16 protein-coding genes and 1 pseudogene are annotated in these 12,669 nt (G+C 65.2%); 6 read left to right on the forward strand and 11 right to left on the reverse strand.

Features of this window, described 5'->3' with window-relative positions:
• Positions 1-54 precede the first annotated feature (54 nt).
• From ACFQ00_RS01295 to ACFQ00_RS01305, 3 genes are read left to right on the forward strand one after another with little or no spacing between them, the layout of a single operon-like run.
• Positions 55-687, forward strand: coding sequence for an ankyrin repeat domain-containing protein (locus ACFQ00_RS01295; RefSeq protein WP_381485059.1), 633 nt, complete (start codon positions 55-57; stop codon positions 685-687).
• 11 nt (positions 688-698) lie between these two features.
• The gene (locus tag ACFQ00_RS01300; RefSeq protein WP_381485062.1) at positions 699-1,988 is read left to right on the forward strand and encodes an ActS/PrrB/RegB family redox-sensitive histidine kinase; all 1,290 of its coding nucleotides are present in this window, start codon (positions 699-701) and stop codon (positions 1,986-1,988) included.
• Positions 1,985-2,545, forward strand: a complete 561-nt coding sequence (locus tag ACFQ00_RS01305) for an ActR/PrrA/RegA family redox response regulator transcription factor (protein ID WP_381485065.1) — start codon at positions 1,985-1,987, stop codon at positions 2,543-2,545. The genes ACFQ00_RS01300 and ACFQ00_RS01305 overlap by 4 nt, the downstream gene beginning before the upstream one ends.
• Here the strand turns inward: ACFQ00_RS01305 and ACFQ00_RS01310 are convergent.
• The 11 genes and pseudogenes from ACFQ00_RS01310 to ACFQ00_RS01360 form a co-directional block, all read right to left on the reverse strand.
• The gene (locus ACFQ00_RS01310; protein ID WP_381485068.1) at positions 2,542-3,021 is read right to left on the reverse strand and encodes an MmcB family DNA repair protein; all 480 of its coding nucleotides are present in this window, start codon (positions 3,019-3,021) and stop codon (positions 2,542-2,544) included. The genes ACFQ00_RS01305 and ACFQ00_RS01310 overlap by 4 nt on opposite strands.
• Positions 3,022-3,205: 184 nt before the next feature.
• Positions 3,206-3,880 (reverse strand): cell wall hydrolase, encoded by a 675-nt coding sequence (locus tag ACFQ00_RS01315; protein WP_381485070.1) that lies wholly within the window; start codon positions 3,878-3,880, stop codon positions 3,206-3,208.
• Positions 3,881-4,043: 163 nt separating this feature from the next.
• Entirely contained in the window at positions 4,044-4,367 is a 324-nt protein-coding gene (locus ACFQ00_RS01320; RefSeq protein ID WP_381485073.1) for a DUF1491 family protein, read from the reverse strand.
• A 9-nt stretch (positions 4,368-4,376) separates the two neighbouring features.
• A complete protein-coding gene (locus tag ACFQ00_RS01325) occupies positions 4,377-4,745 on the reverse strand; it encodes a PilZ domain-containing protein (protein WP_381485075.1) in 369 nt (122 codons plus the stop codon).
• Entirely contained in the window at positions 4,742-5,200 is a 459-nt protein-coding gene (gene ptsN / locus ACFQ00_RS01330; RefSeq protein ID WP_381485078.1) for a PTS IIA-like nitrogen regulatory protein PtsN, read from the reverse strand. The genes ACFQ00_RS01325 and ptsN overlap by 4 nt, the downstream gene beginning before the upstream one ends.
• A gap of 51 nt (positions 5,201-5,251) precedes the next feature.
• On the reverse strand, positions 5,252-5,836 hold the full coding sequence (gene hpf / locus ACFQ00_RS01335; RefSeq protein ID WP_381485079.1) for a ribosome hibernation-promoting factor, HPF/YfiA family: 585 nt from the start codon (positions 5,834-5,836) through the stop codon (positions 5,252-5,254).
• A gap of 105 nt (positions 5,837-5,941) precedes the next feature.
• Positions 5,942-6,628, reverse strand: a complete 687-nt coding sequence (gene dnaQ, locus ACFQ00_RS01340) for a DNA polymerase III subunit epsilon (protein WP_381485081.1) — start codon at positions 6,626-6,628, stop codon at positions 5,942-5,944.
• A 29-nt stretch (positions 6,629-6,657) separates the two neighbouring features.
• A pseudogene (gene coaE / locus ACFQ00_RS01345) lies at positions 6,658-7,236 on the reverse strand (dephospho-CoA kinase); the annotation flags it as partial.
• Positions 7,233-8,045, reverse strand: coding sequence for a shikimate dehydrogenase family protein (locus ACFQ00_RS01350; RefSeq protein ID WP_381485083.1), 813 nt, complete (start codon positions 8,043-8,045; stop codon positions 7,233-7,235). The gene ACFQ00_RS01350 and the pseudogene coaE, both read right to left, overlap by 4 nt.
• Positions 8,042-8,641: a Maf family protein gene (locus ACFQ00_RS01355; RefSeq protein WP_381485085.1), complete on the reverse strand. Its 600-nt coding sequence runs from the start codon at positions 8,639-8,641 to the stop codon at positions 8,042-8,044. The genes ACFQ00_RS01350 and ACFQ00_RS01355 overlap by 4 nt, the downstream gene beginning before the upstream one ends.
• Complete coding sequence (locus ACFQ00_RS01360; RefSeq protein ID WP_121053405.1) at positions 8,638-9,468, reverse strand: pyruvate, water dikinase regulatory protein; 831 nt, start codon at positions 9,466-9,468, stop codon at positions 8,638-8,640. Before ACFQ00_RS01360 ends, ACFQ00_RS01355 begins: the two co-directional genes overlap by 4 nt.
• A gap of 303 nt (positions 9,469-9,771) precedes the next feature.
• Here ACFQ00_RS01360 and hemE point away from each other — a divergent pair, with 303 nt between their 5' ends.
• The 3 genes from hemE (at position 9,772) to rho (ending at position 12,648) form a co-directional block, all read left to right on the forward strand.
• Positions 9,772-10,794: a uroporphyrinogen decarboxylase gene (hemE, locus tag ACFQ00_RS01365; RefSeq protein ID WP_381485090.1), complete on the forward strand. Its 1,023-nt coding sequence runs from the start codon at positions 9,772-9,774 to the stop codon at positions 10,792-10,794.
• Positions 10,795-11,247 carry a CopD family protein gene (locus ACFQ00_RS01370; protein ID WP_381485091.1) on the forward strand — a complete coding sequence of 151 codons (453 nt, stop codon included), beginning with the start codon at positions 10,795-10,797 and terminating at the stop codon, positions 11,245-11,247. It begins immediately after the preceding gene.
• 144 nt (positions 11,248-11,391) lie between these two features.
• Entirely contained in the window at positions 11,392-12,648 is a 1,257-nt protein-coding gene (gene rho, locus ACFQ00_RS01375) for a transcription termination factor Rho (RefSeq protein ID WP_121053438.1), read from the forward strand.
• Positions 12,649-12,669: the final 21 nt, after the last annotated feature.

Below are 12,669 nucleotides of genomic sequence, written 5' to 3' on the forward strand. Positions count from 1 at the left end.
TTGTCCGGCCTATAGACCAGCTTTGCCCCCGGGGACAAATCGGATCCGCGCCACATGCCCAGCCTGCGTAATCTTGCCGCCCTTCTCATGACGTTCGCCGCGCTGTCGCTCGCCGCGCCCGCCGCCGCGCAATTCTCGGATCGCTACAACTTCTTCAAGGCGGTGAAGGACGGCGACGTGCTGAAGGTGAAGTCGCTGATCGACCAGCCCGGATCGACGCTGATCGACATGCGCGACAACGATACCGGCGAGATGGCGCTGCACATGGTGACGAAGCGCCGCGACGTGCCATGGATGAACTTCCTGATCGCGAACGGCGCCAGCGTGAACGTGCGCGACAAGGACGGTAACACACCGCTCCATGTCGCATCGCAGCTCGGCTTCATCGACGGCATCCAGACGCTCGTGCGCCGCAAGGCCGATGTGAACGCGGCGAACGGCCGGGGCGAGAGCCCGCTCGTCGTTGCCGTGCAGCAGAGGAACGCCATGGTCGTACGCGAGCTGCTGAACGCGGGCGCGAACCCCGATCTTGCCGACCATGTCGCCGGCATGTCCGCGCGCGAGTATGCCGAGCGCGACCGCCGCGCCGCCGCGATCGTGCGCATGTTCAAGGACAACGACAACAAGGCGAAGGCCGACGAGGCGAAGCCGACGACCGTGCTGCCGCTGCCGAACCCGGGCAACTGACGGGCCGCGGCGTGCCGCAGCCGCAATCACTCCAGCAGGCGCCGCTGCCGACGGCGCTCGGCACCGCCGGTGTCCGTGTCCGCACGCTCGTCACGATCCGCTGGATGGCGATCGCCGGCCAGTCGATCGCCTTCCTCGTCGTGCACCTGCTGCTCGGCTTCCAGGTGCCGCTTGCGGCGGCGGGTGCAGCGATCCTCGCTTCCGCGCTGCTCAACATCGGGCTTTCGACGCTCTACGCGCCGACCGCACGTCTTGTCGGTGTCGAGGCGCTGCTGCACCTCGCGTTCGACCTCCTGCAACTCGGCGTTCTTCTCTATCTGACGGGCGGGCTCGCCAATCCGTTCAGTGTGCTGCTCGTCGCACCAGTGACGATTTCCGCGACGCTGCTCAGCGCGCGCGCCACGGTCGCGCTGATCCTGATCGCGATGGCGATCCTCGGCGTGCTCTGGCAGTGGTCGCTGCCGCTGCCGTGGGCGGGGCCACCGCCAGTGCTGCCGCCGATCTACGTGCTCGCCAGCCTCGTCGCGCTCGGTTTCACCGTCGTCTTCCTCGCCATCTATGTGCTCCGCGTCTCGCTCGACGCGCGGCGCTGGCAGCAGGCGCTCGTCATCACGCAGGCGGTGCTGGAGCGTGAGACGAAGATGTCGGCGCTCGGCGCGCTCGCCGCGGCGTCGGCGCATGAACTCGGCGGACCGCTCGGCACGATCAGTCTCGTCGCGCGCGATCTCGCCGAGACACTCGAAGGCGATCCCGATTTCGGAGAGGACGTCGCGCTGCTCGACCGGGAGGCCAAGCGTTGCCGCGAGATCATGACCGATCTCGCCCGCCGCGCCGAAGTGGATGCGCCGTTCCCGCACGTGCCGCTGCGCGTGCTGCTGCACGAGGTGGCGCAGCCCTTCGAGGCGAGCGGCAAGCGCGTGCATGTCGATGCCCCCGCCACAGTCGTGGCGCGCACGCCCGAGCTGCTGCACGGACTCGTCAACCTCGTCGACAATGCCGTTCGCCATGCGGTACGCGAGGTGCGGATCGCGGCCATTACCGACGCTGAAAACGTGACGCTGCAGATCACCGACGACGGCGCGGGTTTTCCGACCGAACTCCTGCCGCATCTCGGCGAGCCCTATCTCGGCCCATCGCGCTCGGCGCGCGGCGGCACCGGGCTCGGCATCTTCATCGCCACGACGCTGATCGAACGCACCGGCGGCGCGCTGACGTTCCGAAATGCCGCAGGGGGCGGTGCGGTAGTCGAAATCGTCTGGCCGATCGCCTATATCGCGGCAGGAACGGAAGGACAGGCATGACCACCGAAACCGAAACCGGCGCTTCGCCCTCTGCTGATCGTACGCTGCTGCTCGTCGACGATGACAACGCCTTTCGCCAGCGGCTTGGCCTGACGCTCGAGCGTCGCGGCTATACCGTCGCGGCCGCCTCCAGCGTCGCAGAGGCGCGCGGGATCGCTGCCGAGCTGAAACCGGCTTACGCGGTGCTCGACATGCGGCTTGGTGACGGCAACGGGCTCGATCTTGTCGGGGAGCTGCGCGCGCTCCGGCCCGGCATCCGCATCGTGATGCTCACGGGCTATGGCAACCTCGCCACCGCCGTCGCCGCGGTGAAGGCGGGTGCGGTCGATTATTTGCCCAAGCCCGCCGACCCGGACGCGATTCTGAACGCGCTGCTCGCCCCCGGCGAAGCAAAGCCCGCGCCGCCCGAGGAGCCGATGTCCGCCGACCGCGTGAAGTGGGAGCATATCCAGCGCGTCTACGAGCTGTGCGACCGCAACGTTTCGGAAACTGCGCGGCGTCTGAAGATGCACCGGCGGACGCTGCAGCGTATCCTGTCGAAACGCTCGCCGCGTTAAGAAAGCTCGCCGAAAAACGGGTCTTCGGCCCGCTGGAAACGGCTTGCCGCGAGGCGGCCGAAGCGCAGGATTTCGGTACGTCGCCTTGCAGCGGGCAGCGGGCTTGTCGGTGCCATGCGCAGGATCGCCGCATCGAAGCGGTCTGCGACGATCACGCCGCTGATCTCCGGCCGGAACGCGGGCTCATCGAGAATCGCCGCCGGAATGTGCGGCGGCACCGCCCAGAAGAAACGGTCGCAGAAATCGAGATAATCGGGCCACTTCATGTCGCCGCGCAGATCGGCGAGCGACACCTTCACCTCGCAGATCACGATCTCGCCCTTGGCGTCGATCGCATAGACGTCAGCACGGCGGCCGTTGCGCAGCGGCACTTCGGCGAGCGCGGCAAGGCCGAGATGATGGAACATGCGCGTGACCCCCCGCACGACGTCGCACGCCACCATCGGCGATTCGGCGGAGAGTGCAGCGGGACTCATCCGCCGCACTCTAGCAGAACAGGACGGGAACGAAAGTGGCCTCGGACTGATCGACATTCAGAAGATGACGTGGCGAAAATGGTGGATTTCTGTGACCCGGAGCGCAGCGCACTAAAGGTGCGTGAGCACCGGAAGCTCAGAAAGCCGCCATTTGCAGACCGTCAGGGCTGAATGTCGATCAGTCCTAGCGGTAGAAGATATGTCCGCCGATGCGCCGCGTCTGTTCCTTCACGCGGCGCCAGCCCGGCTTCACGTAGGTTGCGTGGAAGAACGTCGCCTTATCGGTCACGTCCTGCCAGCCTTCGCCGACCGCAATAATCGCGATCGCTTCGGCGCGCTTCCATGCCGCGCCCTTCACGGTGGGAACATCGGGTTTGCCATCGAAGGTGAAGGAAAACTGCCCGCTCTGGTAGACGACGGCGCAGATATCATCGGGCCAGCGATCATTCTCCGCACGGTTCAAGATGACCTGCGCGACGGCAAGCTGGCCTTCGAGCGATTCGCCCCGCGCCTCGTAGTAGATCGCGCTCGCAAGACAGCGCATGTCGTCATCGAGTTCGCTGCGGGGCATATCGGCGACATCGCCGACGAGCGCGGCAAGATCGATTGCGGGTGCGGGTTCATCGGAGATGGAGAGGCCAACGCGTGGGGTCTGATCGATATCGAGTTCGTTTTCGATGGGGATCGGCGAGAACGGAAGGCCCTGTTGAGCGGCAGCCGGCACGTTGAGCACGATCGCGCCGGGTTCGAGGTTGCTGACGATATGATCGCCCGCTACCGGGGCCGCACTCGGCCATACCATCGCGATCATCGCCGCGCAGAACGCGACGAGGCTGATGCCCCGTATGGATTTCGACATGGAAGGGTCCGCTCGTTGTCCGGGGCTGCCCAAGGGGGCAAACGGGGCCGAAAATCAGGCCGCCAGCGCCGGGAGTTCAACATCAGCACCGGCCCAGAAGGCTTGGTGCATAATCATTTCGCGGTGCGGATTGCCTCTCGAACAGTCGAGAGTCAAGAAATTGTTAATCTTTGTCGACAAAACGCCCTGGATTCTCGATATCCAGTTCGACGATCCACAGATCGGGATCGAATTTCCTGCGCTTTTCGAGCGCTTCTTGTGCAGTGGGATCGCGCTCTTCGCGATTCTCGAAGATCGGCTGCCACGAGACCTTGCCGTCTCCCATATTCACGCGGGAAAGCGCCGTTATCGTGCCCGAAGATTCGCGCAGGAGGAGCAGAACGGCGCCCGAATCAGGCTCGCCCTTGGCAATGATGGTGGCGAAGCCGCCCGCAGCCTCGACCCGGCGGCGAAGCGCGCCGACCCATATGTCTGTCTTGATTCGCACCTGCGCCAATCAGGCGCTGGCGGCGGCGGCGTGTCCGGGCTGATCGGGCTTGGCATCGAGCAACCCGAGCATCCGCGCCTTATCACCCAGCCGCTGCAGCCCGCCCGAATCGCCATCAACGAAGACGAGACCCATCAGCCCCTGATCCGCCCACGCGACAAGGCACGGAAACGTGCCGTATTTGGGGAGAAACAGGTGAAGCGCGGTACCCTTTGCCAGCATCTGCTTGCAGGCGATGCGCGCGCCGCTCGTGGAGATATCGCGCACGATGCATCCATACTGCCGGTCGATCAGGCGAATTTCGCCCTTGAACACGACCTGACGGCGGCCCGCGAGACGCGCCGCTTTGCCTTCAGCCTGGGTGACTTCGATGCTCATGCTGCTTCGCTATGCCCGACTCCGCTTAAAAGCGCGTAAAGAGCATCACTATTGTTTGTGCCGCGCAGCTTGTCGACGAGGCGGCGATCCCGGAACATGCGGCTGATCTGCGCCAGCGCCTTCAGATGATCGGCGCCGGCATCCTCGGGCGCGAGCAGCATGAAGACGAGATCGACGGGCTGGCGGTCGATCGCATCGAAATCGATCGGCGGATCGAGCTTCGCGAACAGGCCCTGCACGGTCTTGAGTTCGGGAAGCCGCGCGTGCGGCACCGCAACGCCGCCGCCGAGCCCGGTGGAGCCGAGTCGTTCGCGTTCGAGCAGCACCTCCATGATCCGCGCCTCGGGCACGCTCACGACGGGCGCGGCAAGCGCGGCAAGCTGCTGGAGCAGGGCCTTCTTGCTGCCGGCACGGAGTCCTGTGTGGACCGTTCGCGGTGTGACGAGATCGAACATGGCTGAGCTTATACCCCAAACCGTCTGGAAGGGCCGTTAACGCGCCGCCGCTCAGGCGGCGGGCGGTTCGACCCAGCCGATGTGCCCATCCTCGCGGCGGTACACCATGTTGTAGGCGCCCGTCCGGCTGTTGCGGAACATCAGCGCACCGGTGTGCCGAAGGTCGAGCATCATCACGGCGTCGGAGACGCTCGCATCGGGAATGTCGACGCGGGTCTCGGCGACGATGAGCGGGTTGTCGGCGCTCTCGCCGGCCTCTTCCACCTCCTCGTCGGCGGCGCGCAGCACGCGGTATTCGGCGTCGAAGGCAATGTCCTTCACGCCGTTCAGCCGGTGGTGATCCTCAAGCCGGCGCTTGTAGCGGCGGATCTGCTTGTCGATTTTTTCGGCCGCGCCGTCGAAGCCGAGCTGCGCCGTGTGCGTCGACCGATCCGACGCCTTCAGCACAAGGCCCTGCGTCAGCTGCATCAGGATATCGCAGACGAAGCCGGCGTCGTGCGGACCGGGCTTCAGCGTGACGTTCGCGCCGGTGGCGCGCACGCCATACTTCTGCACCATCGCGCCCAGCGCGGTTTCGATATGCGTCGTGAGCGAAGCACCGACGTCGATCTGCTGACCGGAAACGCGGATATCCATTTCGGCCCATCCTTTCTTCTTGGCCTCGCCCGCCGGTTTGCCGGGCGATGGCGGTAAACTCTTCTCAGATGCCCCTCTCGGCGCATCCAACCCCAACACGAAAACTCAACCCGTGCCCGACTGCTCCCACAGCGGATTTTTCAGCAGCTTGAGGAAGGCAGCGTGCCGCGCCAGCTCTTCAGGCGTCGCGGCGTGCGGGCGGGGCGCCACGTAGCTGCGTTCGACGCGGATCGCAACCGTTTCCTCGTGCGCGGCGGCCTGACCAAGCGACATGCCGATCTGCCGGCCGCCCATGAGTTCGACATAAACGCGCGAAAGCAGCTGCGCATCGAGCAGCGCGCCGTGCTTGTCGCGCGCGGTGAGATCGATGCTGAACCGCGTGCAGAGCGCATCGAGCGAATGCTTGGCGCCGGGGAACTTCTTGCGCGCCATGACGAGCGTATCGCCCACGCGCTCGATCGGTATCTGATCGTGGCCGCAGTTGCGCAGTTCCCAGTTGATGAAGCGACGGTCGAACTCGGCGTTATGCGCGATGAGCCGCGCATCGCCGATGAATGCCACGAATTCGGCAGCAATCGCCGCGAACGCCGGCTTGTCGGCGAGGAACCTGTCGGAAAGTCCGTGCACCGCCTCGGCCTCGGCGGGCATCGGGCGGCACGGGTTTATGTACGCGTGGAACGTGCGGCCCGTTTCGATGCGGCCGACGAGTTCGACGCAGCCGATCTCGCAGATGCGATGCCCGTCCGACGGGTCGAGACCCGTCGTCTCGGTGTCGAAGATGACCTCACGCATGACTTGCAATATCGGACTCCATGACGCCGGAGACAAGAGACGAGATGACGGATTTCGGCGCGCGTTTCGCGCAGGCTCTGCCCCGTGTCGATCACGAAATCGGCGCGGCGGCGCTTTTCCCGGTCGCGCATCTGGGTGGCGAGGATCGCCGCGAACTTTTCATGGCTCATGCCCGGCCGCGCGAGCACGCGGCGGCGCTGCACGTGCGCGGGCGCGGACACCACAATGGTCGCGTCGACATGCGCATGACCGCCGCCTTCGAAAAGGAGGGGAATATCGAGCGCGACGAGCGCCGCGCGGTTTTGCCGCGCCTCGGCCAGAAACGCCTGCTGCGCCTGACGCACCAAGGGATGCACGATTTTTTCGAGGCGGCGGCGGGCTTCGGTGTTGCCGAATACGGCGGCACCGAGTTTCGGGCGGTCGACGCCCTTGGGGCCGGTCGTGCCCGGGAACGCCGCCTCGATCGGCGCGAGCGCCGCGCCGCCGGGGCCCTGCAGCCGGTGCACCTCGGCATCCGCATCGAATACGGGAACGCCCGCGCGCCGCAGCATCGCCGCGACGGTCGACTTGCCCATGCCGATCGAACCGGTGAGACCGAGGATGATCATTGCGTGAGCAGGGCCTTCAGTTCGTCCTCGCAGCCTTCGGGCGGCGGCGCTCCGAAGAACAGCGAAAAGGCGATCGCGGCCTGGCCGATCAGCATTTCCAGTCCGTCCACGGTTTCGAGGCCCTGAGCCGCCGCTGCTTTCAGAAGTCCGGTTTCAAGCGGGGCGTAGACGATGTCGTAGACGACCGCGTCGTCGGGGAGCGGCGAGAGGTCGAGATCGAGCGGCGGCTGTCCGGCCATGCCGAGCGCACTCGCGTTCACCAGCAGCGCCGCTTCGGGAAGCGGGGCATCGAGCGGCTTCGCCGACCCCTTGAGGCCGAACGCGGCGAGCAGTCCCATCGCTTTCAGCGGGCTGCGGTTCAGCACCGTCACCGGGCCGACATTCGCTTTCGACAAGGCGAATAATACAGCCCGCGCGCCGCCGCCCGCGCCGACAACAGCAACCGGCCGGCCTTCGAGATCGAGGCCCGCAATAGGTGCGAAGAACCCGCCCGCATCGGTGTTCGTGCCGAACAATGTGCCGTTCCCGGCACGCGCAATCGTGTTCATCGCACCGATGCTTTCGCGGACGCCGCCCGGATCGGCGACATGGTCCATTACCGCGATCTTGTGGGGAATCGTGACGTTGCAGCCGCGCCAGTCCGGGTCATCGCGGCGGCTTTCGATATAGGCCGCGAGGTCTTCGGGCTTCACATGCGCACGGCGATAGTCGGCGGCGATGCCGAGCCGGTCCAGCCAGAATTTGTGGATGGTGGGCGACTTGGAATGGCTGATCGGATCGCCGATCACCTCGGCATAGGGCAGGGTCATATCGGCATCACACTGCGGGTTCTGAGATAGTCGAGCACGGCGAGGAGCGGCAGGCCGCGAATGGTGAACTGGTCGCCGTCGACACGCGCGAAGAGCTGCGCGCCGCGTCCCTCGATATGATAGCCGCCTACCGAACCGAGCAGCACGTCGCCGCAGGCATCGAGATAGGTATCGAGGAACGCATCCGAAAAGTCGCGCATCGTGAGCTTCGCCACGCCGACGAAACGCCACACCGGCGTTCCGTTCTCCGCCACCACGGCTGCGGACACCAGCCGATGCGTTCGGCCTCGAAGCATCCGTAGCTGACCCGTGAGGGTTTCCCGGTCGGGCGCCTTGTCGATCATCGTGCCGTCATCGAGCGCGACGACCGAGTCACTGCCGAGCACCAGCGCGCCCGGCAGTTTGCGCGAGATTTTCACCGCCTTCGCTTCGGCAAGCGCATCCGCTATCCCGCGCGGGTCGGTGCCCTCGGCGGCAAGCGCGCGCTTGAGCTCGGCCTCGTCGACCATCGGCGCCAGCGCCTCGAACGGCACGCCCGCCGCCGTCAGCATCGCCTGCCGTGACGCGCTCGTCGACGCGAGAACGAGTGACGTCATGCCGCCGAGCCGTTGGCGCGCGCCTCGGCGCGTTCATTGTAGAGGTTGATGATTGCCGCCGCCGATTCCTCGATCGAACGGCGCGACACGTCGATCACCGGCCAGCTGTTGTCGGCGCAAAGCCGCCGCGCCGCCGCGACCTCCTTGGTCACTTCGTCCATATCCACGTACGCCGTCTCGGGCGCCTGCGCGAGGCTGAGCAGCCGGTTGCGGCGCACCTGCACGAGCCGGTCGGGGTTGGTGGTGAGGCCGACGACCATCGGCTTCGACAGGCGGAAAAGCTGCTCGGGCGGGCGGCTCGTCGGCACCAGCGGCAGGTTCGCGGTCTTGTAGCCGCGGTTCGCGAGATAGATCGAGGTCGGCGTCTTCGAGGTGCGCGAGACGCCGATCAGCAGGATATCGGCCTCTTCCCAATTGTCCGCGCCCTGCCCATCGTCGTGGTTCATCGTGTAGTCGATGGCGGCGACGCGGCGGAAATACGCCTCGTCCATCTGGTGCTGGCGGCCCGGCCGCGCGGCGGCGCGCTGGCCCAGTACTGCCTGCAGGCCTTCAATCACCGGATCGAGCACGCCGACGGCCGGCAGCCCCATCGCGCGGCACCGCGCCTCGAGGTGACTGCGCATATCGGCATTGACGAGCGTGAACAGCACGAGGCCGGGGCGGCTCGCGATATCCATCAGCACGCGGTCGAGGTGGCCCTTCGAGCGGACGAGCGGCCAGAAGTGCTTGATCGTCTCGACGTCCTCGAACTGCGCGAGACCAGCTTTTGCAACAGATTCAAGCGTTTCGCCGGTCGAATCGGAAACGAGATGCAAGTGCAGCCGCATGTGTCGCCTCCTGCCGCGCGGTTGTGGATAAGCCCCCGGACGACTCGATTAAGGACTCAGCGGATAACCGGCAAGCGCGTGGTCGTTCATCGTCCCACCGGTCGGTAGCGGCAGATCATCCCCAGGTGGACAATCCAAAACGCTTCCTGTGAATCCGGTGGATAAGTCGTGCCCTGCGAAGCAAACCCGTGCGATGCGTCACCGGGCTGCGTCATGCTTGCCTGTGGACTTCACAGGAAACCCCGTTATCCCCAGCCCAACAATCATCCAAATCCATTTCTATATATTTATAAGAGAAGAGATATGGGGTTCCGGTCCTTGCTCGCAGTGCTGAACGGTGAACGGCAGGCTGTGCCGCCGGTGTGGTTCATGCGTCAGGCGGGGCGTTATCTGCCGGAGTATCGCGCGCTTCGTGCCGAGAAGGGCGGTTTCCTTGCATTGGTGTACGACAGTGACGCCGCAGCGGAGATCACCCTGCAGCCGATCCGGCGCTTCGGCTTCGACGGCGCGATCCTCTTTTCGGATATATTGATCGTGCCGCACGCGATGGGCCAGACACTGACGTTCACGGCTGGCGAAGGCCCGCAGCTCGCCCCGCAGCTCGCGGGTGCGCGGCTGGAGGATCTGAGCGCCGCGCCGCATCACCTCGACGCGATTTACGAGACGGTTCGCAAGGTCGCCACTGCGCTTCCGAATGAAACCACCTTCCTGGGCTTCGCAGGCGCCCCGTGGACGGTCGCGACCTACATGGCGGCGGGAGAGGGTAGTCGGGATCAGGCGGCGGCGCGACTGATGGCCTACAGGGAGCCTGAGCGCTTCTCCGCGTTGATCGACGCGATCGTTGACGTCACCGTGGACTATCTCGCCGGTCAGGTCGCTGCGGGCGTCCATGCGGTGCAGATTTTCGACAGCTGGTCCGGCAGTCTTGCGCCGCAAGAATTCGATCGCTGGGTGATCGCGCCGACGCGCGCGATCGTAGAGCGGCTGAAAGCGCGCACGGCGGTGCCGATCATCGGTTTCCCGAAGGGCGCGGGCGGCAATCTGCCACGCTATGCGCGCGAAACCGGCGTCGATGCCGTCGGGCTCGACGAAACCGTGGACCTGGTGTGGGCGGATGAGGCGTTGCCAAAAGGCCTGCCGGTGCAGGGCAATCTCGATCCCTTGCTGCTGCTCGCGGGTGGGGATGCGCTGCCCGCGGCGGTACGGCGTATTCGCGAAGCGCTTGCCGCCCGCCCGCATGTCTTCAATCTCGGCCACGGCATCGACAAGGAAACACCGATCGCGCACGTCGAGGCCGCGCTCGCCGCGATCCGGAAGCCGCTGTAGATGGAAAGCTGGGTCGGCTGGCTCGGGGCCGCGCACCTCTGGGTGCGGGCTTTCCACATCATTTTCGTGATCTTCTGGATGGCGGGCATGTTCATGCTGCCGCGCTATCTCGTCTATCAGCACCCGGTCGAGCCCGGGTCGCCCGAGGATAAGCTGTGGATCACGCGCATCGAGCGGCTCCGCAAGATCATCGTCGGCCCCGCCATGATCATGGTCTGGGTGCTCGGCCTCGCGCTCGCCTTCAATCTCGGCTTCGCCGGCAACGGCTGGCTCCACGCGAAGCTCGCGATCGTGTTCCTGTTCTCGAGCTTCCACGGCTGGATCGTGGGCGTTTCGAAAAAGATGGCGCGTGGAGAGCGCCCGGTGAGCGAACGCGGCCTCCGGATGCTGAACGAACTTCCGAGCCTCGTTACGATCGTCGTCGTGCTGCTCGCGGTGCTCCGGCCGTTCTGATCCGCTTGACTTCCACCGGGCGCGTTCCTAAGTCGGGGGTCAAGTCCTCGTTCTGAGGCGCCCGCGCAGGGCATTGTTTCGTTTTCTGACGTATCTCCCTGGCGCCAGCTTTTCACACGATTCACCGAAGGCCCACCGATGGTCATGCACCTTAAAGACCTCAAGAAGAAAACCCCCGCCGACCTCGTTGCCATGGCCGAAGAGCTTGGCGTCGAGGGCGCGTCCACGATGCGCAAGCAGGATCTGCTGTTCTCGATCCTGAAAGCGCTTGCCGACAACGATGAACAGATCATGGGCGGCGGCACCATCGAGGTGCTGCCCGACGGCTTCGGCTTCCTGCGCTCGCCCGAAGCGAACTACCTCGCCGGGCCGGACGACATTTACGTATCGCCGAACCAGGTCCGCAAGTTCGGTCTCCGCACCGGCGACACGGTCGAAGGCGAAATCCGCGGCCCCAAGGACGGCGAACGCTATTTCGCGCTCACCAAGCTCTCGCTCATCAACTTCGACGATCCCGAGCAGGTCCGCCACCGCGTCAATTTCGACAACCTGACGCCGCTCTATCCGGACGAGAAGCTGACGCTCGACACGCTCGATCCGACGCTGAAGGACAAGTCCGCGCGCGTCATCGATATCATCGCGCCGCAGGGCAAGGGCCAGCGCGCACTGATCGTCGCCCCGCCGCGCACGGGTAAGACCGTGCTCCTCCAGAACATCGCGAAGGCGATTACCGACAACCACCCCGAGGTGTTCCTGATCGTGCTGCTGATCGACGAGCGGCCCGAGGAAGTCACCGACATGCAGCGCAGCGTGAAGGGTGAGGTCGTCTCCTCGACCTTCGACGAGCCGGCGACGCGTCACGTACAAGTCTCTGAAATGGTTATTGAAAAGGCAAAGCGCCTTGTCGAGCACAAGAAGGACGTCGTGATCCTGCTCGATTCGATCACGCGCCTTGGCCGCGCTTACAACACCGTCGTGCCGTCGTCGGGCAAGGTGCTTACGGGCGGTGTCGATGCGAACGCGCTGCAGCGTCCGAAACGCTTCTTCGGCGCCGCGCGCAACATCGAAGAAGGCGGTTCGCTCTCGATCATCGCCACCGCACTCATCGATACCGGCAGCCGCATGGACGAGGTGATCTTCGAAGAGTTCAAGGGTACCGGCAACTCCGAGATCGTGCTCGACCGCAAGGTTGCCGACAAGCGCATCTTCCCGGCGATCGATGTGGGCAAGTCCGGCACCCGCAAGGAAGAGCTGCTCGTCGAGAAGGACAAGCTTTCGAAGATGTGGGTGCTGCGCCGCATCCTCATGCAGATGGGCACGGTCGACGCGATGGAATTCCTGCTCGACAAGATGAAGGATTCCAAGACCAACGACGATTTCTTCGCGGCAATGAACCAGTAGCACGACGGAGCGTTAGCGAAC

The organism is Sphingosinicella xenopeptidilytica, assembly GCF_042676985.1.
GTDB classification, from domain to species: Bacteria; Pseudomonadota; Alphaproteobacteria; order Sphingomonadales; family Sphingomonadaceae; genus Sphingosinicella; species Sphingosinicella xenopeptidilytica.

What these genes read in the sequence shown, in the direction of transcription:
- hemE (WP_381485090.1), top strand. Translation starts at nt 9,772, where the DNA reads ATGGGGTTCCGGTCCTTGCTCGCAGTGCTGAACGGTGAACGGCAGGCT.
- hpf (WP_381485079.1), bottom strand. Translation starts at nt 5,836, where the DNA reads ATGGATATCCGCGTTTCCGGTCAGCAGATCGACGTCGGTGCTTCGCTC.
- ACFQ00_RS01370 (WP_381485091.1), top strand. Translation starts at nt 10,795, where the DNA reads ATGGAAAGCTGGGTCGGCTGGCTCGGGGCCGCGCACCTCTGGGTGCGG.
- dnaQ (WP_381485081.1), bottom strand. Translation starts at nt 6,628, where the DNA reads ATGCGTGAGGTCATCTTCGACACCGAGACGACGGGTCTCGACCCGTCG.
- ACFQ00_RS01350 (WP_381485083.1), bottom strand. Translation starts at nt 8,045, where the DNA reads ATGACCCTGCCCTATGCCGAGGTGATCGGCGATCCGATCAGCCATTCC.
- ACFQ00_RS01295 (WP_381485059.1), top strand. Translation starts at nt 55, where the DNA reads ATGCCCAGCCTGCGTAATCTTGCCGCCCTTCTCATGACGTTCGCCGCG.
- ACFQ00_RS01305 (WP_381485065.1), top strand. Translation starts at nt 1,985, where the DNA reads ATGACCACCGAAACCGAAACCGGCGCTTCGCCCTCTGCTGATCGTACG.
- ACFQ00_RS01360 (WP_121053405.1), bottom strand. Translation starts at nt 9,468, where the DNA reads ATGCGGCTGCACTTGCATCTCGTTTCCGATTCGACCGGCGAAACGCTT.
- ACFQ00_RS01325 (WP_381485075.1), bottom strand. Translation starts at nt 4,745, where the DNA reads ATGAGCATCGAAGTCACCCAGGCTGAAGGCAAAGCGGCGCGTCTCGCG.
- rho (WP_121053438.1), top strand. Translation starts at nt 11,392, where the DNA reads ATGCACCTTAAAGACCTCAAGAAGAAAACCCCCGCCGACCTCGTTGCC.
- ptsN (WP_381485078.1), bottom strand. Translation starts at nt 5,200, where the DNA reads ATGTTCGATCTCGTCACACCGCGAACGGTCCACACAGGACTCCGTGCC.
- ACFQ00_RS01315 (WP_381485070.1), bottom strand. Translation starts at nt 3,880, where the DNA reads ATGTCGAAATCCATACGGGGCATCAGCCTCGTCGCGTTCTGCGCGGCG.
- ACFQ00_RS01355 (WP_381485085.1), bottom strand. Translation starts at nt 8,641, where the DNA reads ATGACGTCACTCGTTCTCGCGTCGACGAGCGCGTCACGGCAGGCGATG.
- ACFQ00_RS01310 (WP_381485068.1), bottom strand. Translation starts at nt 3,021, where the DNA reads ATGAGTCCCGCTGCACTCTCCGCCGAATCGCCGATGGTGGCGTGCGAC.